This window comes from Maricaulis sp. (assembly GCF_017643475.1).
Classification (GTDB): domain Bacteria; phylum Pseudomonadota; class Alphaproteobacteria; order Caulobacterales; family Maricaulaceae; genus Maricaulis.
This window is the reverse complement of the sequence record NZ_JAEPNI010000003.1, coordinates 217,720-238,939: the sequence shown is the minus strand read 5'-3', so window position 1 is coordinate 238,939 and position 21,220 is coordinate 217,720. Positions and strand designations below refer to the sequence as shown.

Annotated in this window: 19 protein-coding genes; 14 read left to right on the top strand and 5 right to left on the bottom strand. The window is 59.7% G+C overall.

The genetic code is table 11. The features are described from left to right. The first annotated feature begins 2 nt into the window (after positions 1-2). Positions 3-1,670: a urocanate hydratase gene (hutU, locus tag JJ889_RS12630; protein ID WP_291895640.1), complete on the top strand. Its 1,668-nt coding sequence runs from the start codon at positions 3-5 to the stop codon at positions 1,668-1,670. 361 nt (positions 1,671-2,031) lie between these two features. Here hutU and JJ889_RS12625 read toward each other — a convergent pair whose 3' ends face one another. Next, positions 2,032-2,691 (bottom strand): HAD family phosphatase, encoded by a 660-nt coding sequence (locus JJ889_RS12625; protein ID WP_291895638.1) that lies wholly within the window; start codon positions 2,689-2,691, stop codon positions 2,032-2,034. 123 nt (positions 2,692-2,814) lie between these two features. On the opposite strand from JJ889_RS12625, the gene kbl reads away from it, so the two are divergent. From kbl to JJ889_RS12575, 10 genes are all read left to right on the top strand, one after another. Beyond that, positions 2,815-4,017 (top strand): glycine C-acetyltransferase, encoded by a 1,203-nt coding sequence (gene kbl / locus JJ889_RS12620; protein ID WP_291895635.1) that lies wholly within the window; start codon positions 2,815-2,817, stop codon positions 4,015-4,017. A gap of 39 nt (positions 4,018-4,056) precedes the next feature. Continuing rightward, positions 4,057-5,721 carry a hypothetical protein gene (locus JJ889_RS12615; protein WP_291895634.1) on the top strand — a complete coding sequence of 555 codons (1,665 nt, stop codon included), beginning with the start codon at positions 4,057-4,059 and terminating at the stop codon, positions 5,719-5,721. A gap of 71 nt (positions 5,722-5,792) precedes the next feature. Beyond that, entirely contained in the window at positions 5,793-6,851 is a 1,059-nt protein-coding gene (locus JJ889_RS12610) for a leucine-rich repeat domain-containing protein (RefSeq protein WP_291895618.1), read from the top strand. A 153-nt stretch (positions 6,852-7,004) separates the two neighbouring features. After that, positions 7,005-8,171 (top strand): hypothetical protein, encoded by a 1,167-nt coding sequence (locus tag JJ889_RS12605; RefSeq protein ID WP_291895617.1) that lies wholly within the window; start codon positions 7,005-7,007, stop codon positions 8,169-8,171. A gap of 143 nt (positions 8,172-8,314) precedes the next feature. Then, entirely contained in the window at positions 8,315-8,701 is a 387-nt protein-coding gene (locus tag JJ889_RS12600; protein WP_291895615.1) for a hypothetical protein, read from the top strand. A 353-nt stretch (positions 8,702-9,054) separates the two neighbouring features. Beyond that, complete coding sequence (locus tag JJ889_RS12595; RefSeq protein WP_291895613.1) at positions 9,055-9,771, top strand: hypothetical protein; 717 nt, start codon at positions 9,055-9,057, stop codon at positions 9,769-9,771. Then, entirely contained in the window at positions 9,743-10,771 is a 1,029-nt protein-coding gene (tdh, locus tag JJ889_RS12590; protein ID WP_291895611.1) for an L-threonine 3-dehydrogenase, read from the top strand. Before JJ889_RS12595 ends, tdh begins: the two co-directional genes overlap by 29 nt. Position 10,772: 1 nt before the next feature. Beyond that, positions 10,773-11,447, top strand: coding sequence for a nitroreductase family protein (locus JJ889_RS12585; RefSeq protein ID WP_291895608.1), 675 nt, complete (start codon positions 10,773-10,775; stop codon positions 11,445-11,447). A gap of 62 nt (positions 11,448-11,509) precedes the next feature. Continuing rightward, complete coding sequence (locus JJ889_RS12580) at positions 11,510-12,058, top strand: heme NO-binding domain-containing protein (RefSeq protein ID WP_291895606.1); 549 nt, start codon at positions 11,510-11,512, stop codon at positions 12,056-12,058. 185 nt (positions 12,059-12,243) lie between these two features. Continuing rightward, positions 12,244-13,710 (top strand): ATP-binding protein, encoded by a 1,467-nt coding sequence (locus JJ889_RS12575; protein WP_291895605.1) that lies wholly within the window; start codon positions 12,244-12,246, stop codon positions 13,708-13,710. Between the two features lie 2 nt (positions 13,711-13,712). Here the strand turns inward: JJ889_RS12575 and JJ889_RS12570 are convergent, their stop codons facing one another. After that, complete coding sequence (locus tag JJ889_RS12570; RefSeq protein ID WP_291895603.1) at positions 13,713-14,279, bottom strand: DUF4287 domain-containing protein; 567 nt, start codon at positions 14,277-14,279, stop codon at positions 13,713-13,715. 133 nt (positions 14,280-14,412) lie between these two features. Beyond that, complete coding sequence (locus JJ889_RS12565) at positions 14,413-14,616, bottom strand: superinfection immunity protein (RefSeq protein WP_291895601.1); 204 nt, start codon at positions 14,614-14,616, stop codon at positions 14,413-14,415. Between the two features lie 196 nt (positions 14,617-14,812). Between JJ889_RS12565 and JJ889_RS12560 the strand changes: the two genes are divergently transcribed. Continuing rightward, positions 14,813-15,196, top strand: a complete 384-nt coding sequence (locus JJ889_RS12560; RefSeq protein WP_291895599.1) for an STAS/SEC14 domain-containing protein — start codon at positions 14,813-14,815, stop codon at positions 15,194-15,196. A 56-nt stretch (positions 15,197-15,252) separates the two neighbouring features. On the opposite strand, the gene JJ889_RS12555 is transcribed toward JJ889_RS12560, so the two are convergent. Further along, complete coding sequence (locus JJ889_RS12555) at positions 15,253-16,890, bottom strand: long-chain-fatty-acid--CoA ligase (protein ID WP_291895597.1); 1,638 nt, start codon at positions 16,888-16,890, stop codon at positions 15,253-15,255. Positions 16,891-17,046: 156 nt separating this feature from the next. Here JJ889_RS12555 and JJ889_RS12550 point away from each other — a divergent pair, with 156 nt between their 5' ends. Continuing rightward, positions 17,047-18,039 carry a threonine/serine dehydratase gene (locus tag JJ889_RS12550; protein ID WP_291895595.1) on the top strand — a complete coding sequence of 331 codons (993 nt, stop codon included), beginning with the start codon at positions 17,047-17,049 and terminating at the stop codon, positions 18,037-18,039. 110 nt (positions 18,040-18,149) lie between these two features. Continuing rightward, on the top strand, positions 18,150-19,031 hold the full coding sequence (locus JJ889_RS12545) for a hypothetical protein (RefSeq protein WP_291895593.1): 882 nt from the start codon (positions 18,150-18,152) through the stop codon (positions 19,029-19,031). A 42-nt stretch (positions 19,032-19,073) separates the two neighbouring features. On the opposite strand, the gene JJ889_RS12540 is transcribed toward JJ889_RS12545, so the two are convergent. Next, positions 19,074-21,101 carry a lytic transglycosylase domain-containing protein gene (locus JJ889_RS12540; protein ID WP_291895591.1) on the bottom strand — a complete coding sequence of 676 codons (2,028 nt, stop codon included), beginning with the start codon at positions 21,099-21,101 and terminating at the stop codon, positions 19,074-19,076. Between the last annotated feature and the right edge of the window lie 119 nt (positions 21,102-21,220).

Below are 21,220 nucleotides of genomic sequence, written 5' to 3'. Positions count from 1 at the left end.
TCATGAGCCACACCCGTATCGACAATGCCCGCGTCATTCGCGCCAAGACCGGCCCCGAGCTGGACGCTCTCAACTGGGCTGCGGAAGCGCCGCTGCGCATGCTGATGAACAATCTCGACCCGGATGTCGCGGAAAAGCCGGAAGAGCTGGTTGTCTACGGCGGTATCGGCCGTGCCGCGCGCGACTGGGAGAGTTTCGATCGCATCGTCTCCACGCTGAAGCGCCTCAAGGAAGACGAGACCCTGCTGGTCCAGTCCGGCAAGCCGGTCGGCGTGTTCCGCACCCACAAGGATGCGCCGCGCGTACTGCTGGCCAATTCCAACCTGGTGCCGAACTGGGCGACCTGGGAGCATTTCCGCGAGCTCGATCAGAAAGGCCTGATGATGTACGGCCAGATGACGGCGGGATCGTGGATCTATATCGGCTCTCAAGGCATTGTGCAGGGAACCTACGAGACCTTCGTGGAGGCCGGGCGTCAGCATTACAATGGCGATCTGACCGGCAAGTGGATCCTGACCGGTGGACTGGGCGGCATGGGCGGGGCGCAGCCGCTCGCGGCGACGATGGCCGGTGCCTGCATGCTGGCCGTGGAATGTCAGCCGAGCCGGATCGAGATGCGTCTGCGCACAGGATATCTGGACAAGCAGGCCAGTGATCTCGACGAGGCTCTGGCCATGATCAAGGACGCCTGTGCCAAGGGTGAGGCGATCTCGGTCGGTCTGCTGGGCAATGCAGCTGAGGTGTTCCCGGAACTGGTCAAGCGCGGCGAGCGCCCGGACATGGTCACCGACCAGACCTCGGCCCATGACCCGGTCAATGGCTATCTGCCGCTGGGCTGGACGCTGGCGGAATGGGAAGCCAAGCGCGAAAGTGATCCCGACGCGGTATCGGTTGCTGCCAAGAAATCCATGGCGCTCCATGTGCGTGCCATGCTCGATTTCTGGAAACAGGGCATCCCGACGCTCGATTACGGAAACAATATCCGCCAGATGGCCCAGGATGAGGGCGTCGAGGACGCGTTTGATTTCCCGGGCTTTGTACCCGCCTATATCCGCCCGCTCTTCTGCCGGGGCATTGGTCCCTTCCGCTGGGCCGCGCTGTCCGGTGACCCGGAGGATATCTACAAGACCGACGCCAAGGTGAAGGAGCTGATCCCGGACAATCCGCACCTGCACCGCTGGCTCGACATGGCCAAGGAGCGTATCCATTTCCAGGGCCTGCCGGCGCGTATTTGCTGGGTTGGTCTGGGCGAGCGCCACAAGCTGGGCCTGGCCTTCAACGAGATGGTCAAGAACGGTGAACTGTCAGCGCCCGTCGTCATCGGCCGCGATCACCTGGACAGTGGCTCCGTGGCCAGTCCCAATCGTGAAACCGAATCCATGATGGACGGCTCCGACGCCGTCGCCGACTGGCCTCTGCTCAACGCCCTGCTCAATACAGCCTCCGGCGCGACCTGGGTTTCGCTGCACCATGGCGGCGGCGTCGGCATGGGCTATTCCATCCACTCCGGCCAGGTCGTCATGGCCGACGGCACCGACGAGGCGGCGGAGCGTGTTGGCCGTGTGCTGTGGAACGATCCCGGCACTGGCGTGATGCGCCATGCCGATGCAGGATACGAGATCGCGAAGGATTGCGCGCGCGAGCAGGGGCTGGATTTGCCGAGCGTCTAGCGTTTTTCCTACCCCATCTTGGGGGAGGTGGGTGAGCGTAGCGAGGCCGGTGGGGGGAGCGCCACGACCCCCTTCGACCGCTTCGCGGCCACTTCCCCCGAAATTGGGGAAGAAGAAAGTATCCGGGATGAAAACGTGAGTGGATAAGCGGGGTGCTCCCCCAACCATCCTTAAACCCCATACGGCGGACTGGCTGGCAGGACATTCAAGGCCCATTATCTTCCCCTCAGGGGAAGTGCCGGAACAAAGTGGAGGCGAAGGGGGCGAGCGATAGCGAGCTGACCTACGGACTTCGTCCTCCGGCCCCTCCGTCTCCGCCTTCGCCAAGGCTACGGCGCAGCCACCTCCCCGGTGGGGAGGATCACCCTGCTCCAAACGCCGCCTCTCTCACCGCGTGCAAATCCTCCATCACCGCCTGGCACAAGGCCTCGATCTCGGCGACCGGCTCAATCAGGTCCGGGATCATTACGGTTTGCATGCCCGCAGCGTGGGCGGCGCGGACGCCGGTGAAACTGTCTTCCAGGGCGAGGCAATCGCGCGGATGCACACCGAGCTGGCTGGCGGCCAACAGAAATGGTTCAGGATGCGGTTTGCCTTCGCTGACATCACAGCGGGTCACCAGGGTTTGCAGTCGGTCCAGCAATCCAGCACGCTCCAGACGCTCAGGCGCCGCCGGGCGGCTGGTCGAGGTGGCGACGGCCGCGGCGATGCCGCGCGCATCCAGTGCATCCATCATCTCGTAGACCCCCGGTTTAACCGGCACAGCATCGGCCATGTGTACGTCGAGAATGGCGTGCATGCGGGTGTTGTAGGCCTCAAAGGGGAAGTCCGTGCCCAGCGCGTCCAGCATGATATCGCGGCACTGGGCGTTGGGCACACCGACCTGGGAGCGGTGCAGGGCATCGGTCATTACGTGCCCGAATTCGCTTGCCGCCTGTTTCATGGCGATAAGGTAGAGGTTTTCCGTGTCCAGGAGGGTGCCGTCCATGTCGAAGACGACGGCGCGAAAGGGTTTGAGCATGGGCGGTCCGGAGGTGAGGCGAGAAGGGCAGATTGCGGCCTGACTGCCGGGTAAAGTCAAGCGGGATGACAATCCTCGCGCGTCGAATTAGATAGGCGGCAAGCATCTGATTTGGAGCGCGCAATGTCGTCTGGCTTTTATGATTTCCTCAGCGGTGAACTCAAGCAGATCGAGGCCGATGGTCTCTACAAGCGCGAGCGCATCATCACCTCGGAACAGTTCTCCGAGATTGATGTGAACCAGGATGGTGAGGACAGTCATGTCATCAATTTCTGCGCCAACAACTATCTCGGCCTCGCCAATCGCCCGGAGCTGATCGACGCAGCCAAGGCAACGCTGGATACGCACGGTTTCGGCGTGGCATCAGTGCGCTTTATCTGTGGTACCCAGGACATTCACAAACAGCTCGAGGCCAAGATTGCCGAATTTACCGGCTGCGAGGATGCGATCCTCTATGCCGCGGCTTTCGACGCCAATGGCGGCGTGTTTGAACCGCTGCTGGGACCGGAAGACGCGATCATTTCCGACGCGCTGAACCATGCGTCCATCATTGACGGTGTGCGCCTGTGCAAGGCCAAGCGCTATCGTTATGCCAATTCCGACATTAATGCGCTGGAAGACCAGCTCAAACAGGCGCGTGTCGATGGCTGCCGTCACATCCTGATCGTCACCGATGGTGTGTTCTCGATGGATGGCTATATCGCCAAGCTTCCCGAGATCGTCGCGCTGGCAGAAAAGTACGACGCGCTGACCATGGTCGATGATTGTCACGCCCACGGTTTCATGGGCGCGAAAGGCCGCGGCACGCCGGAACATTGCGGAGTGTTTGGCAAGATCGACATCGTCACCGGGACGCTGGGCAAGGCGCTGGGTGGTGCGATGGGCGGTTTCACCGCTGGTCGCAAGGAAGTCATCGACATGCTGCGCCAGCGTTCACGGCCTTATCTCTTCTCCAACTCGCTGGCCCCGTCCATTGTCGGCGCATCGCTCAAGGCGCTGGACATGGTCAATGAGGGTGATGATCTGCGTGCTCGCCTGTTCGACAATGCCAAGCGTTTCCGTGCCGGCATGAGCGCCGCCGGTTTTGACCTGCTGCCGGGCGAACACCCGATCATTCCGGTGATGCTGGGCGATGCCGCCCTGTCCCAGCAGATGGCGAGCAAGCTGATGGAGGAGGGCGTCTATGTGATCGGCTTCTTCTATCCGGTTGTGCCCAAGGGCCAGGCGCGTATCCGCACGCAGATGTCTGCTGCTCACACCCCGGAGATGATCGACCGTGCAGTTGCAGCCTTTACCAAAGTGGGCAAGGAACTGGGTGTGATCTAGCCTGTATACACAGGCGGAAAATCCGTTCGAGGGCAGGTTATGAAAGCACACGATTGGATTTTTGCTGCTGGAGCGCTTGTGATTGTGACGGTGAGCGTCTCCGGTGCCTGGGTCGTAAACCGCGCACCGCGCGAGACGCCGAAGGCCTGTCGCGCGGAAGTTCACGACATGCTCGCCGCGCAACTCACCGACGCGACGCGGCGGCTTGTGCGGTATCCCTCGACCTGGCCCGATGTTTTCGACCCGGAGTGGCGAGATATTGATAGAGCTCGCCCCCTTTACCTAAGTCGCAGCCTAGCGCTGTTCTACACCGGCGAAGGCTTGGAGTATTGGGATGTAGAAACTGGGGAGGTTGTGCACCGCTTTGAGGGAGCTAGTGCCATCGAAATGGGGAGTGTCTCCGATGACGGACGGTTTGCCATTTCCCAGACTCGCAACCGGTTGGCAGGCGGCACCAGCGTATGGAATACGCAGACAGGTGAGCGGGCCTTTCAAGTCTCCGGGGCCAGGCAGTTCAGTCTCGACTGGGAGCAGGATGGGCTACTCGCCCTGGTCGAGACAGCGGACGACGCTGGTCCCAATTCGAGCAATTTGGTCCGCATCCGCCGCTTGATCGATGGCGAGATCGTCGCGAATTTTGTACAGCCAGAAATCGCTCCAGCGGGAAGCGCTGGAGATGGTGTTGAGAAAGGCTTCCTGTTCGCTGCTTTTTCTCCAGACGGTACCCGACTAGTCACAACGGCCAACCCCTTCGGCATCCAGCTCTGGAATGCGGAGACCGGCGAGCTTGTCCGCACACTTGGCAAGTATCACCGTTTTGCCCGTTTCACTTTTGATCCGTCCGGCCGTTTCTTGCTCACTGAATCTGAACCTGACTACGGCCCGATCGAACCTATACGGATATGGGACCTCCAATCAGGTGAGCTGGTGCCAGGCACTGAAACTTTGCTTGCAGACGAGATCGACAAGTTTTCAGTCTTCTTCGTCGGCCGCGACAACGTTGGTCGAGTGGGCGATCTCTTCCTTGTGCTCCGCACACAGGACAAGGAGGATTTCTGGCTTTTGTGGAGCTTGTCTTCAGCAACTCCGTTGGGAGTGGAAATCGCGAGCCCGGGCGAGATGTTCGAGGTCTTCATTTCGCCAAATCGGGAGCGAATTCTGCTTGGCTGGGAGGTGCATGAGTACCCGGAGATAATGGAATCCGAGACCGATCAGGATGATTCACCAGGTCGCTTTCGAGCGCAGGTCTTTGATATGAATTCAGGAGCGGCACTTGGTGATCCTGTCGCAATGTCGCACAGGTTTTTTGATCCGGTTCCAATGCTGAATGCCCGATTGCTACTCTTCAGGCACGGAGGCGAGGCAGCGACTGTGATGGATCTGGAAACGGGAGATGTCGTCTACCGCCTTGGAGGCGCAACAGATCCCGTTATTAATGCATGGTCGACACCTGTATCGGGAGTGTTTATCACGCAGGATCAACACGATGTTCTGCAGTTTCGGGAAAGCTCCACAGGGCTCCCGATTGGGCCAGAGCTGTCCTCTCGGCTGCAAATCAATGACGTTTACTTCAACGAGAGCGCCACTGAGTTCCGGGTCCAGGGGCGGGCTGATACTGGACACGAACACTGGTCCATCGACGTTTCCGAAACGCGAGCCGTTGCGCTTGCCTGTCGTGCTGATGAAACGCTCAACGAGATGTGATCGCTTTCAGCTGGGCAATGTGTCTCGATCCGCCTAGAACAGCTCTGCCGGGCGTGTTGGGGAGTGATGTTATGTTGCGCCTGATCCTGGTTGTTTTTCTGTCTCTGTTTCCTGCCGGCGCAAATGCCCAGTCGCTTCCCGATCTGGTGCGCGAGCGCCATCCCGAGCTTGCCGAAGCCGACTGGCCGCAGCTGACCCAATTGTCGCTGGCCGGAAGCGGTTTGCGCAGTCTTGACGGGATTGAGCGGTTCTCCGGGCTTGAGCAGCTGGATGTCTCCAACAATGAGATTGTCGACCTGGCGCCGCTGTCCGGTCTTGGCGCGCTGACGCGTCTGAATTTTCTCGGCAATAACGTGTCGGACCTGGGCCCGCTGGCCCGGATGGACAGTCTTGTCGTGGTCACCTTTGGCTATAATCCGATCGCCTCGCTGGAGCCCTTGCGGGCGCACCCGTCGCTGCGGGTGATCAATGCGCGCGATGTCGGACAGTCGGACTGGTCCGTGCTGGCGAGCATCCCGGCCATGGCGGGGGTGTGGATCGGCGAGAATGGTATCGAGACGCTTGAATGGGCGAGGGAGCTCGAGGGGCTTGTGCACCTGATTGTGCATGACAATCCCATTGATGATCTCTCACCGGTTGCCGGCCTGTTGCGTCTTCGTCAGCTGAACATTGATCACACGCAGATCCGCGATCTTTCAGCTCTGGCAGAGCTCGATACGCTGGAAAGCCTGACGCTCCAGGGATTGGCACTGGAAGACACTGCTCCGCTTGAGGGGCTGGGAAACCTGATCCGGCTGGATCTGCGCGGCAATGCGCTTCGTGATGTGTCCGGCCTGTCGGGCATGGACACGCTCTCAGTGCTCTTTTTGTCCGACAACCAGATCTGTTCGATTGCGGCCCTGGAGGGGCTTCCGGCTCTGGAATGGCTGATGCTGGATGGTAATGCGCTGGAGGAGACTGGAAATCTTTCGCGTTTTCCCGCGCTTGGTGACCTGGCGATCGACGAGTATGCGCTGAGTGAGAGTTCCCGGACCGCCGTGTCCCAGGCCCGCGAGGCCGGTCTGGTGGTGCAAACACCGGATGTCCGTCCTGTGACCTATTTTGTGCGTCCGCCGAGCCGTTCGGACTAGATGCGGGACACTGCCCTTATCGTTCCCGCTGCCCAAACCCTGGACTCCCGCTAGATTTCGCCCGGTAAACTCGCGTGCCGGATGTTTTTGCATCCAAATCCGTGCCGGGGGGCATCACAGGGTTATCCCGATCAACAGGGGGGAGAAGCGATAATGAGCACGACAACCACCAGCAATGCCCGTCCACAGGACGAAATGCTGCCATTCCTCAATAATTTCCACGACATATTCACGACCATCGGTGTCGTGATTTTGCTCGTCGGCATGAATATGGGCATCGCCCAGGTGCTGGACACCTATGATTTCGGCGAGGGCCAGAGCCTGGTCTATGCGCGCCTTGGCCTGTTTGCGGGCGTCGCCCTGGTCGCCTGGCTCTTGTCCGCGCTGCTGGTCGGCCGTCAGCGCCGCATCCTGCCCGGCATCGTCCTGGCCGCGACATTCGGCATCACGACCAGTGGTGTGCTCGGATGGCTCTATACCGACTACCTCATCAATGGCGTGGGCATTGCCCAGCTGATGCAGGAAGGCGGGGAGTTCCAGATCAGCGGAGATCAGTTCAGCTTTGCCGCGGTCAGTGCCGTCATTGAAAATCTCAACCCGGTCGTGCGTTTCGCCCCGATTGTCTACGCCATGATCGGCCTGTTGCCGATGGTCGCCTATTACCTGGCCTTCCGCCTGCCGTTTACCGGTGGCCTGGTTGGCGCCGGTCTGGTCTTCACGGCGGCGATGGTGATTGTTGCGGTCTTCCCGTACTACGCCATCCTCTACCTGCCGGGCCTCTTGCTGCTGGCTGCGACGACCCTGCTGGTGGCTGGTATCCTGTTTGATGCCCGTGATCCGCAGCGTCAGACGCGGCTGTCCGGTACCGCCTTCTGGCTGCACTTCTTTGCGGCTCCGGCCATGCTGTTTGCGGTTCTCACCGTAACCCAGGCCGGTTTCTCGCTGGACATGGTTGAAGTCATGAACCCCCAGCAGATCTTCATCTTCTCGGCGATGAGCGAGGACAATGTCTCCTCGGCAACGGTCGCTGCGACGGCGCTGACGGTGATCGGTATCTTCGCCATCATCTCGCTGCTGATCAATCGCCGTGCCCTGATCGTCTCCGGACTGCTGACGGCCGGCGTCTCGATCAGCGTCATCGTCAATGAATCCGGAATGGGTGAGGGCGCCACGATCGCCGTGACCATGCTGGTCCTGGGTGGCATTGTCGTCGTCCTGGGGGCGGCCTGGAACCCGGTCCGGTCCATCCTGCTGGCACCATTCCCGAGCGAAGGCCCGCTCGCCCGCATCTTCCCGCCTGTGTCCCACAACGAGGGCTAGGCCAGTAACCCACTGGGTGCTCGTGACGGAGGGATTGGATACCCCGGATTGGGGCGTATCCAATCCCTCTTTTTCGTGTTCGATGTCAGGTTAAGCTGTTGTCATTGCGAAGGTAATCTCCTTCGCGTTGACAGGAGAGCTGTATGAAAATCGGTTCGATAGTGAGTTTGGGAGTGATGGGCATTGCCTTGCTGGGTGGTGCGCTGTGGGGATTGCCGCAATACGGCGTCTGGCAGCAGGAACTGGCCGGACGGGCCGAGCTGGTCCGCGCCGAACAGAACCGCCGTATTGCCGTTCTCGAGGCCCAGGCCCGGCTGGAAGCCGAGGAGCTCAATGCCCAGGCCGAGATTGCCCGCGCACATGGTGTGGCGGAAGCCAACGCCATCGTGGCCGAGGGGCTTGGCGGTCCGGAAGGATATCTGCGTTATCTGTGGATCCAGTCGCTGGGCGAGAATGGTCAGGATGTGATCTATATCCCGACCGAGGCGGGCCTGCCGATCCTGGAAGCGACGCGACACGTCGCCCAGTAGATCCAGCCACGCACGCCTGTAGGAGCGGTTCCAGTCGGAGCCGCTCTTTTTGTTGAGGCAGGGTGTGTGGGCACTGCGACGGTCCGCAAGGACGGTGTGATGATATGCATTGGTGGGAAATGCGGGTGTCCAGGCGGACCGTACGCAACCCGGTGAAGCCAATTAAGACGGGTTTGATCTACCCCGTCAGCGCCACCCTGAACCCGTCCGCTGTGCACCGCGAGCAAGGATCAGTCAGCGCATTATGCACGCGCCGGGCAGGGTGGGGATAAGTTGTCGACTGTCCTCGCGGCGCGCTTGCCAGGGCCTGAGCGGTGTGAAAGCCTCGTTTACTGTTGAAGGGGAGAGAGATCATGGTGCGCATCGCGTTGTTTCTGACCATCGTGCTGACGGTGGTGATACTGGGTTTTGCCGGCCTCATAGGGCAGCCAGGCCCCATGCAGGCGGAAGCGGATCTCAACGGATACCAGCGTCCACTGTTTGCGCTCTATTTCGCAACTTCAATTGGAGACCTTGCCTTCATCGCGGGCAGCGAAAACGCGCCGCTGCGCGAACATCTGATGCATTTGCAGGCCCTGGACCGATGGTTCCCGCTCGCCTATGGCGGCATGGCAATCGCATTCTTCTTTGCACTCGGAATGCGCGGTGTGAAACTGGCTTGGCTGGGCCTGGCTCTTGCGGCGGCAACCATCGGCGCGGACTGGGCGGAGAACGAGGTCGCCAATCGCATTCTTGCCGATCTTGACGCAGGAGCAGATCCAACTGAACGGCTCGATGCGATGTGGGGGCATACCTGGATCAAATGGGGGGCAATCGCGGGATATGCGGCGGTACTCGCGATGATCATGGCACTGGCGCGGCGGCGGCTTCTGGCTGTTTTTCCCGCGCTGGCGGCGTTTGGCGTGGGCGCGAGCTATTTCTCCGGCGCGGATCCGGCCGTGTTCAACTGGGCCAATCAACTGCTTGTGCCCTTCATGCTGACTTTCCCTGTCGCTGCGGTGATGTATCTTCGCGCCAAAGACGAATCCGCGGAGGGCGATGATGAAAGCGCTGGTGAAGGCGAAGCCTGAAGAAGGTATGTGGATGGAGGATGTTCCCGAGCCGCAGATCGGCCCGGATGATGTCCTGATCAAGATCCGCAAGACGGCGATCTGCGGAACCGACATCCACATCTATAACTGGGATGACTGGGCGGCGAAAAACGTTCCCACTCCCATGGTCGTCGGTCATGAATATGCCGGTGAGATCGTCGATATCGGCGGCAATGTCACCCGAGTCAAAATCGGCCAGCGTGTCTCTGGCGAAGGGCATGTCGTGGGCGATGCGTCGCGTGCCGTGCGGGCAGGGCGTTTCCATCTGGACCCGGAAACCCGAGGTATCGGCGTCAACGCGCCGGGCGCTTTTGCTGAATATCTCTGCCTGCCGGCCTTCAATGTCGTGCCACTGCCGGACGCGGTAACGGACGAGCTTGGGTCCATTCTCGATCCGCTGGGCAATGCCGTTCACACCGCGCTGAAGTTTGATCTGATCGGCGAGGATGTGCTGATCACTGGTGCCGGTCCGATCGGTATCATGGCGGCCGCAATTGCACGCCATGTCGGCGCGCGTCATGTCGTGCTGACAGACATCAATACCCATCGCCTGCACCTGGCTGGCCAGGTCGCCCCGAATATCCGCACCGTGGACGTCTCCAAGGAAGATCTTAGCGATGTCATGCACGAGCTGAAAATGACCGAGGGTTTCGATGTCGGCCTGGAAATGTCCGGCGCGCCACAGGCTTTCGACACCATGCTCGACAAGATGATCATGGGCGGCAAGATCGCCATGCTCGGCCTGCCCTCCAAGCCGATCCCGGTTGATTTCGGCAAGCTGGTGCTCAAGGCCATTCGTCTTGAAGGCATCTATGGCCGAGAGATGTTCGAGACCTGGTACAAGATGATCGCCATGCTGGAGAGCGGTCTGGATGTGTCCCGCATCATCACCCACCACTATGCCGCCGACGAGTTCCAGAAGGGGTTCGACGCCATGCGTTCCGGCAAGTCCGGTAAGGTCGTGCTGGACTGGGGCTGATATGAGTTCTGAAAAACGCGTTCCGCTTGAAAACTATGTTGAATACCCGGCCGAGGAGATGCTCTCCCGGGTGACGACGTTTACCGAAGACCTCAAGCGTCGCCGCACGGTGCGTGATTTTGACGAGCGGCCGGTTGATCGCCGTATTGTCGAGGAAGCCATCAAGGCGGCGGGGTCTGCGCCGTCGGGCGCCAACCACCAGCCCTGGCATTTCTCCGTCATCGAGGATCCTGGCAAGCGCAAGGCTTTGCGCGAAGCCGCCGAGGAGGAGGAGCGGGCCTTTTATGCCGGCAAGGCGGGTGATGAATGGCTGGACGCGCTTTCGCCGCTGGGAACCGATGCGGACAAACCCTTCCTGGAACATGCGCCCGTGATCATCGCCATCTTCGCCCAGAAACGCGGTGGTGTGACGGTCGAGGAAAAGCGCAAGAACTACTACATCAACGAAAGTGTCGGCATCGCCTGCGGCTTCATGCTGGCAGCCCTGCACCAGGCGGGGCTGGTGACGCTGACCCACACGCCTAATCCGATGCGCTTTCTCAACGAGGTCTGCGACCGTCCCGGTGATGAAAAGGCCTACATGCTGATCGTCGCCGGATATCCGACTGCTGATGCGACCGTGCCAGAGCACGCCCTGATCAAGAAATCGCTCGACGACATCTCAAGCTGGATCTGACGCCGTTAACAGCTAGTTTGTATCTTCGTGAAACCTTTTGTCATCCAATGAGGGGGGTATAGATGTATGGGATGATCCACCAGGCCGCGCGCGAAATGGTTCACACGGTCGCGGATGCAGAGACATGGTCGGTAATTCTTGAGAAATCTGGTCTGGATGAAGAGCATTTCATCAGTGCTCAGACCTACACCGATGATGTAACCTTTGCCCTGATCGGTGCCATACAGGGCGTCACCGGGATGCCGATCGGGGACCTGCTGACCGCGTTTGGCAGGTACTGGATCGAGTTCGCAGCCTCTACCAGTTACCGATCGGTCATGGAGATGGCCGGCAACGACTTGGAAAGCCTGCTCAACAATCTTGATCGCATGCATACCAGTATCAAGTCGACCATGCCGGACGCGGACATGCCGTCTTTCATCGTGGTGCATAGCGATGCGCAGCGGCTGGAAGTTGAATATCGCTCTTCGCGCAGCGGGCTGGAAATGTTCGTGAAGGGCCTTCTCGAAGGCCTTCTAGAACGCTTTGACGATGAGGGCGACGTCAGTTTTGACGTCCGAGAAGATCATGTTGCATTCACAGTTGATCGACGAGCCGCCAAGGTAGCCTGAGGTGGATCATGGCGCTTGAATTAAACAAGGAGCTGTTAGATGAGTTGTATCCAGCTCGCTTGGCTGTAACACCTGAAGGGCTGATCGAGGCTGCGGGGCCGTCGCTTGTGCGCCATCTCGGAGAGGGTTTGGTCGGGAGAAAGTTTCTGGATGCTTTCAAGTTCGAACGGCCGCGCATACACGATGTGGCCGAACTGATTGGCTGCAAGCAGTCCATCATACTGCAATCGCTCTTCAATTCGGATCTACGTCTGCGCGGGCTGGTCAAGGTCCAGGATGGCCTCCTGCACCTGCTCGTAGGGCATATCCCCACTGCTGATGGCAAGGTCGGCGGACAGATGCTTGTCTTTAGTGACTTTGCACCGACAGACAGCACCCTGGATACTCATCTGATCAGTGTGATACATCAGCAATTGCTCGAGGATGCCCAGCGCATCTCGAAAGAGCTCAAGGCCAAATCTCGGCAGGCCGAAGCGGCCAACGAGGCAAAGACCCAGTTTTTGGCCACTGTCAGCCATGAAATCCGTACGCCGCTCAATGGCGTGCTGGGCATGGCCGATTTCCTTGCGGGCACGGAACTGGCACCGGAACAGCGCGAAGCGCTGAGCATCGTTATCGACAGTGGACAAGGTTTGCTAACCATTCTCAACGACGTTCTCGACTACTCCAAGGTCGAGGCGGGTGAGCTCGAGCTGGAAAATCGCGCCTTTGATCTGGCCGCGCTGATAAAGGGAGCATCCGGTCTTTTTCACGTGAAAGCCGTTGAAAAAGGCCTCCACTATGTCTCATCTCCGGCCCGGGGCTGGTTCATGGGTGACGAAACTCGCCTGCGCCAAATCCTGTCTAACCTGGTTTTCAACGCGATCAAATTTACTCAGTTCGGCGGTGTCGAATTACGAGTCGAGTTTGGTGAAGTGCGCGATGATGGCATGACACCATTGGTTTTCGAGGTCGAGGACAGCGGGATCGGCATGTCGGAGGAGGTTCAGGCCCGCCTGTTCAAACCTTTTCAGCAGGGCGAGGTTACCACGGCCCGCAAGTTCGGCGGTACCGGGCTGGGATTGGCAATCTGCAAAAACCTCGTCGAGAAAATGGGGGGGGAGATCTCGGTTCGAAGCGAGAATGGCCGCGGTTCTGTTTTCCGGGTCGAATTGGCTCTCCAAGCTGCCGAGGCCCCTGCGCTGGCCGGCGATGATACGTCGGAGAGTGGGCAGCAGGTCTCTCTCGCCTCGCTTCGCGTTCTGGCGGCCGAGGACAATGCGACCAACCGCATTGTGCTGGGCGCATTGCTCAAACCCATGGGGGTGGAGCCAGCCTTTGCCGAGAATGGTCGCGAAGCTGTTGAGATGTTCCGCGAGGAATCCTTCGATGTAATCCTGATGGATGTGATGATGCCGGAAATGAGCGGCCTCGAAGCGACACGGGCTATCAGGCAACTGGAAAGCAATTCGGATGCGAAACCGGTTCCGATCCATGCGCTCACGGCCAATCTGATGCGCGAACAGGTCGCGCAATACCTGGAGTGCGGCATGGATGGCGCGCTTGGAAAGCCGATCAATGTCGAGGAATTACGCGGGACGCTGGAAGGTGTCGCTCATGCAAAATCGGATGCTCAGGGCACGCCGGATACGCACAACCGCAAGGCGTCCTAAAGCTAGCCCGCCGAGTCATAGGCTGTCTTCAGCCAGGCTTTCAGCTCGTCGTCGATGTCATGCACATTCGCCGTGCGAACGCGATGTGTAACCATGGAATTGAAACTGCCCGAGGCTTCCAGCCGGTCGCCAGGCTCGACATCCTTGAGCTTGATACCGACATCCACGCGGGACTTGGTCGTGGGCTGGATCAGGGCGAACTGTTTGGCCCGGCGCAGGCTGACATAGGCTTTCTTGGGCGCGATCTCGACATCGCCGCCAAAGGCGCTGACGGCAGCAATGAGCGCGTCGTAGACCGGTTTCAGTGCTTCCTTGCCGGCATATTGCGTTGCGACCGGATCGTCCGGCTTGTCGTTAGAGGGCATGCTGTCACGGGCCGTGTGCGCGACCAGATTGGCATAACCATGGCTGAGCCCGTGATCGCCTTTGAGCACTTTCATCAACTCGCCATGTTTGCGTGTCCCGACAGGCCCAAGCAGCCCGACCCATTCCTCCAGGCTCTTGCCGGTCTTCTCCGGCATGTTGGCGATCATGCTGTCCAGCGGGCTTGGTTTGGTGCCGGTGCTCATCCTGTCCTCCGGTCTTAAGTGGCAGGATAACAGCAAAACGCCCGGGTGTGAGGATACCCGGGCGTTTCTCTTGGGGAAGGAGACGCGTATTCTTGTTTTTATGTGTCGACTTGGGGAGGGGTAAGATCGTCGACTATGTCCGCACGCGTCTGCGGATGGCTGTGAAAGACCAGATCAGGGCAATGATCCAACCGATGCCGGTCCAGCCCAGAAGCAGATTGGTCAGGAAGATGGCGAACGTATTGTCGTGTCCGCGCAGCAGGGCGATAAGCGTCGGCAAAAATCCGAGGATCAGTCCAACAATCGCAGCTTCAGCTCCCATGTAATAGATTTCCATTTCTTCCTCTGAGCGACCCGTTCAGGTCTTATCGAATTACGATATGAAGATACGAGTCGACCCCGGCGCTCGCAAGGGGGACGGATAGGGGAACGTGCATGCGTTTGTCCCCCCAAATTCCGCCGGATCAGATTATTCCGTGCTCGACCGAGATTTTGCTAGAATTTGCACGAACAGATTCGAATGGATATCCGGAATGTCGGAACCCTCAGTCAGCGTAGAAGGCTTCTCGGTTTTACGTGGCGACTATATCCATGTCGTGGAATCCTATGTCAGCGAGATCGAGGACATTAAGAACCGGATGAGGGAAGTCGCTCATCTTGCGCAAACTTGCGGGGTGTTGCGTGTCCTGGTCGAGGCGCGTCATGCCAATGGTTCTTTCTCAGAGAACCAATTGGTGGACCTTGCGGAGTTTGGCGCGGATGTTGTTGGCGTGCTCGAGCGCATTGCCATGCTGCGCGATGTTGATCAGCCCGATGATGCCTGGATGGGAGTTACCCGGGTTCTCAAGGCGGTGGGGTTCGACATCCGGGCCTTTTCGAGTGAAGAGGCCGCCCTGGCCTGGTTGACCGACAGCTGACACCTACAAAAAAGCCCCGGTCCGACCGGGGCTTTCTCGTTTGATATCAGCACGTGTTACGCATCTACTGTCGGAAAGTCGTAATCCGCGTAAATCTCGCGCAGCTTGGTCTTGAGCATCTTGCCGGTCGCGCCGATCGGCATAGCGTCGATAAACTCGACCGCATCGGGCAACCACCATTTCGGAACTTCTCCGCGCAGATACTCGATGATGCTGTCCGCGTCCCTGGGAGCGCCTTCCTTGGCCTGGACGACCAGCAAGGGGCGTTCCTGCCATTTAGGGTGCGGCATGCCGACGGCGGCCGCCATCTCCACGTCCGGATGGCCCATGGCGGCGTTTTCCAGGTCAATGGAGGAGATCCATTCGCCCCCGGTCTTGATAACGTCCTTGGAGCGGTCGGTGATGGTCATGAAACCATCGCCATCGAGATGTGCCACATCACCGGTTTTGAACCAGCCATCATCGGTAAAGGCCTCGGCGCCCGCACCCTTGAAATAGGACGAAACGATCCATGGACCACGGACCTGGACGTGACCGGAGGACTGGCCGTCCCAAGGCAGTTCCTTGCCTTCATCGTCAACAATACGCATGCCGACACCAAAGACGAGCCGCCCCTGTTTCAGCTTGATCTTGATCTCTTCCTCGCGGCTCAGGCCGTCATGCTTGGGAAGCGCGGCGTTGACCGTTCCCAGCGGGCTCATCTCGGTCATGCCCCAGCCTTGCTGCATGGTGACGCCATACTTGTCCTCATAGGCCCGCAGCAGGGCTTCGGGCAGGGCAGAGCCGCCGATGAGTACGCGCTCGACACCGTCGATACGCAAATTGTTCTGCTCGAGATGGTTGAGAAGTCCGAGCCAGACCGTGGGTACGCCGGCGACGTAATTGACTTTTTCTTCCTCGATCATCTTGTGCAGGTTTGGCCCGTCCAGCAGCGGACCCGGCATAACCAGCTTGGCACCGTTCATTGGCGCGGCGTAGGGAATGCCCCAGGCATTGACGTGGAACATCGGTACGACCGGCAACAGCGTGCCACGTGCACCGACACCGATCACGTCTGCCGCCGAGGTAGTCAGCGCGTGGAGGACGTTCGAACGGTGGGAGTAGAGTGCTCCCTTGGGGTCACCCGTCGTGCCCGAGGTGTAACACAGGCCAGCGGCCTTGTTCTCGTCGAAGACCGGCCAGGTGTAGTCACTGGAATGGGCGCCGATCAGTTCTTCATAGGTCAGGCATTCTGTCTTGACCGCACCCTTGTGAGCGCTGTCGGTCATCAAGATCCAGTTCTTCACGCCCGGGCAATGCGCGGCAATGCCGTCGATCAGCGGGGCGAACTGGATGTCGAAGAAGACGGCCTTGGATTCAGCGTGCGCCAGCATCCAGATAAGCTGTTTCGGGTCGAGGCGCGGATTGACCGTGTGCACTACGGCGCCGACGCCGGAGATGGCGTAATAGAGCTCGAAATGGCGATGGGAGTTCCAGGCGATCGTCGAGACGACATCACCGTCCTGGATGCCCAGATCAGTCAGCAGCGCATTGGCCAGCTGTTTGGTTCTTTCATGGGTGGCAGCATAACCTTGGCGGTGGGTTTCGCCGCTTTCCGGCAGACGCGTAACAATTTCGGTATCGCCATGGCATTTGGCGGCGTGGACAAGAATGTCCGAAATCATCAGCGGACAATCCATCATGTGTGCGCGCATCGTTCTCAATCTCCCCTTCGAACAACCGGTTGGACGTTTTACTCTTTTCTGTATCAAAGGCCTTCCGCGCCCGCGGCGCAATCCCTTTGCGCAAGGAGAATATATTGCTTAAGCATTTCTGCCAGTGCGCCGGGGCAGATTCGAGTGGAGTGCAGTATGGCTTTTGATCAGAATGATGTTCCCGCGTTTGCCGATATCGAGGATGCAGCGGACCGTGTAAAAGGCGTGGCGGTTGAAACGCCCTTGTTGCGCAGCGATGTCCTGGATGAACGTGTGGGCGGTCGGGTTTTCGTAAAGCCTGAATGCCTCCAGCGCACCGGAAGTTTCAAATTCCGCGGCGCCTATAACCGTATCTCTCGCCTGGGTGAGGCGGAACTCAAGCGGGGCGTGGTGGCATATTCCTCCGGAAATCATGCCCAGGGGGTTTCCGCTGCAGCCCGTCTGATGGGCTCCAATGCGACCATCATCATGCCCAACGACGCGCCCAAAGCAAAAGTCGAGGGTGTGCATTTCTGGGGTGGCAGCGTGGTGTTTTACGATCGTGCCACCGAAATCCGGGAGGAGATCGCCGCCCGGATTGCCGATGATGAAGGCCGGACGCTCGTTCCGCCTTTCGAGAACAAGTACATCATCGCTGGCCAGGGCACGCTTGGCCGTGAATTGATGTCCCAGGCGCGTGGTTTCGGTCAGGAGATCGACAAGATCGTGTGTTGTGCCGGAGGCGGTGGCTTGATTGCGGGTGTTGGCCTGGCTGCCAAGTCAATGAATTCCGAGACCGAGGTCTGGGCCGCGGAACCCGTTGATTTCGACGATATGAAGCTGACTTTCGAGACGGGTGAGCATGTCGTCAACAAGAAGCTTACCGGATCCATCTGCGACGCAGTCATAACCCCGACCCATGGCAAGCTGACGTGGTCGTTGAACAAGCGACAGCTGTCCGGCGGCTACGCTGTGACGGATGAAGAAGTGCTCGACGCAATGGCCTTTGCCTGGCGTCATCTCAAGGTCGTGGTCGAACCGGGCGGTGCCGTGGCACTCGCCTCGATTCTTTCCGGCAAGGCTGATGTAAAGGGGCGCACAGCCTGTGCGGTCCTCTCCGGTGGGAATGTCGACCCGGCGATGTTTGCCCGGGCCCTGGAACGGGTTTAGCGCCTCAAGCCGTACTCATCCTTGAAAACAGGCTGTTCGTCCCGGCGTCCGGTGTCGCCGGGCCACGGCCCGGTTACTTCTCGCGCAGAGTTTGACGAGAAGGACCAAATATGACCCTCAAATCCCGATTGCTGGGCGCGGCAGCCGGTGTGCTTGCACTTGCCGGAGTGTTCGTGTTCACGACGCAAGAGAGCCAGGCGGAGCTGGAAAACGGTGCGGTTTTCACGCCGGAAGGCACGCTGCTGTTCCATCGTCATGATGGCGAGCGTGGCGGTATCTATGAAATGGACCTGGATGGAAACATCCTGCGGCAGATCACCGACAGTCGTTACATGGATCGCTGGCCCGGTGTCGGGCATGGCAGCCAGGACATCGTCTTTATCTCCACCCGGGACCGGCGCTGGTCGGTCTATCACGTCGGCCGTACGGGCGGTGATGTGGAATTGCTCAGCGATACCAGCGTGTTCAATCTGGGTGGCGCAATCTCTGACAGCGGTGAAATCGTCTACGCCCAAAACCGCGACCAGGAGGAGTTCCAGTCCGACATCCTGGCCTACGACCCGGCAAGCGGTTCAACGCGCCTGATCATTGAGGGCGGGATGTGGTCGCGCTGGGTGTCGGAGACACGTTTCCTGTTCACCCGCGATAATGGCGAGGGCGGCAGTCTCGATGTGATGATGTATGATGTGTCCGAGCAATCGGTACACCGGCTGACCCATGGTGCCGGCGATGATGTTTCAGCGACACTTTCCCCGGATGGGCAGCAGCTCTACTGGGGTGTCCAGGACGGGCCCAACTATATCCTGCACCGGCGCGACCTGGCCGGAGGCGAAACGGTCTCGCGGGGCGTGCGCGTGAATATCGACAGCTCGCCGGCTATTTCGCCGGACGGACGTTTCATGGTGTTCGGCCGCAATGAGGGTAATGGGTATGACCTTATCCGGCTGGACATGGAAACGATGGAAGAAGTCCGGCTGACCGGTACGGATTGATGGCATAACGAAAAAGCCCCCGGAAGTCCGGGGGCTTTCTTGTTACTCAGGTGTGCCGGCTCTCAGATCGTGCTCGATCATCAGCGGCGTGGCCGTGTCATCAGCAAGACGGGTCCGGTAGACCTGCATGTTCTCGATCACGCGCATCACATAATTGCGGGTTTCGGAGAAGGGAATGCTTTCCACCCAGTCGATCGGATCGACATCGGGATCACGTGGGTCGCCATAATCCTCAACCCAGCGGCGCACACGATGTCCGCCAGCATTGTAGGCGGCGAGGGCCATGACATAGGAACCGTCATAATCCTCGAGTACCTCGTTGAGGTGGTGCATGCCCAGGGTCAGATTGTATTCCAGATCATCGGTCAGCCAGTTGCGGCGATATCCTTCGCCGATTGAGCGGGCAGTCTGGCGGGCCGTGGCGGGCATCATCTGCATCATGCCGCGGGCACCGGCGCCACTGACAGCGTGTTGCGAGAACTCGGTTTCCTGGCGGATGACGGAGTGCACGACTTCCGGATTGGGCTGGTCGCCCGAAGTTTCGCTTGGCAGATCAATGGTTGGATAGGCGCTCTGCGGTAGCACAATCCCGCGCTGACGGGCGGCTTTGGCAGCGCGCACCGACTGGCGGACATAAAGATACTCATTCGCCAAAGCCGCCAACAAAACAGCTTCTTCAGGATCGGTCAGCAGATCATCAGCGCGATAGCTGAACAGCCGGTAGTAATAATCCTCACCCTGTTCGCCAAGGCGACGCATCGCCTGGATCATGGAGCGATTTTCGAACCGTACACGTGTCTCATCGGACGGTTCCGGATCGGCTTCGAACGCCAGCACCGCTTCATCGCCGGAGATCTGGGCGATTGCCAGCTGACCGTAGTAGGCGGTCGAGTGTGTACCAGCCTCGGCATAATACTGGGCCGCGAGGTTTGGATCTCCGAGTGCGTCTGCAGCGCGGGCCATCCAGTAGGCGGCGCGGGAGACCGACACGGTGGTGGAGACATTGTTGCGCAGCGTGGTGAAGTGCGCCATTGCGGCCTGTGCGTCGTCCAGGTGCACCAGGGCCAGCCAGCCCGCGAGGAATTCCGCATCGGCAAAATCGGCACCGCGTTCCATGCCGTGGGCACGGGCCAATTCGTAGGCGGTCTGATAGTCCTCGTCGCGGATGAGCGTCAGGATCATCAGCTTGCGCTCGGTCCACATCAGGTCCAGTGCATTGGTGTCGGTGTGTTCGTCCGGCAATTGCAGCAACAGGGGCAGGACACTGTCGCGCAGACCGGACCGGCGGCGCCAGCGGGCGCGTTCAAAGACCAGGCCTGGATCATTCATCATGCTGGTGGGGACGCGCTGTACGGCCCGGTCCACACCACTCTGGCGACCGGCTAGGCGAAGGCGGGCTTCCGCCACATTACGCTCACCACCCTGCAGCAGAGGCACGACGCGCCGGGCGGCGGTACGCTGACCCGACCAGATCAGATAGTCGACACGGGCGAGATGATCATCCTCGGTGAAACGGTCGCGGTGCGTTTGATAGACGCGGCGCTGTTCCGGCAGCGGCAGGCGACCACCGCGCCAGGTCTCGCGCAGCAGGCTCTCGCCCTCATCAACACGGCCCATTTCGATCAGCGCCTCGGCAAAGGCCACACGGCCACGTCCGGAAATCGGGGCATTGTCTTCAAACCAGCTGACGATGAAGGGCGCAGACAGGCCTGAAGCTGAAATCTTGGATTCGGCTTCGGTGCGGATGAAGCTGTCGCGTGGCCAGTCCTGCAGTTCGCCGAGCGCGAGGTCCAGTTCGAGGAAAGTGGCGCGTGGATCATTGAGCGCGATCAGCCACAACATGATATTACGGCTGGCCGGATCGGTGAGCTGGTCGCGCACATCACGCACGAGCGACCAGTCTTCGTCTTCGGCGGCATCAAGACCTTGCCTGAACAGGCCAAAATCGGCGTCTGAAAGATGCTGGGAAAAATTCACGGGCTCCGGTCGCATGCGCGGGGTCGGGATCTGGGCCTCTACGGGCGCGATCACCGCAAATGCGAGCAGCGCGGGTACACAACGAGCGATCATGTTTCGCAATACGCTTCCTGGGTTTTGGGGTAAACGAACTTCACCGCAAATCGCGCCGACTGTCCAGCCTGTTCGAGAACGCTTGGCCAAGTGCTCAAGCGTCGATATGGTCCGCCGCT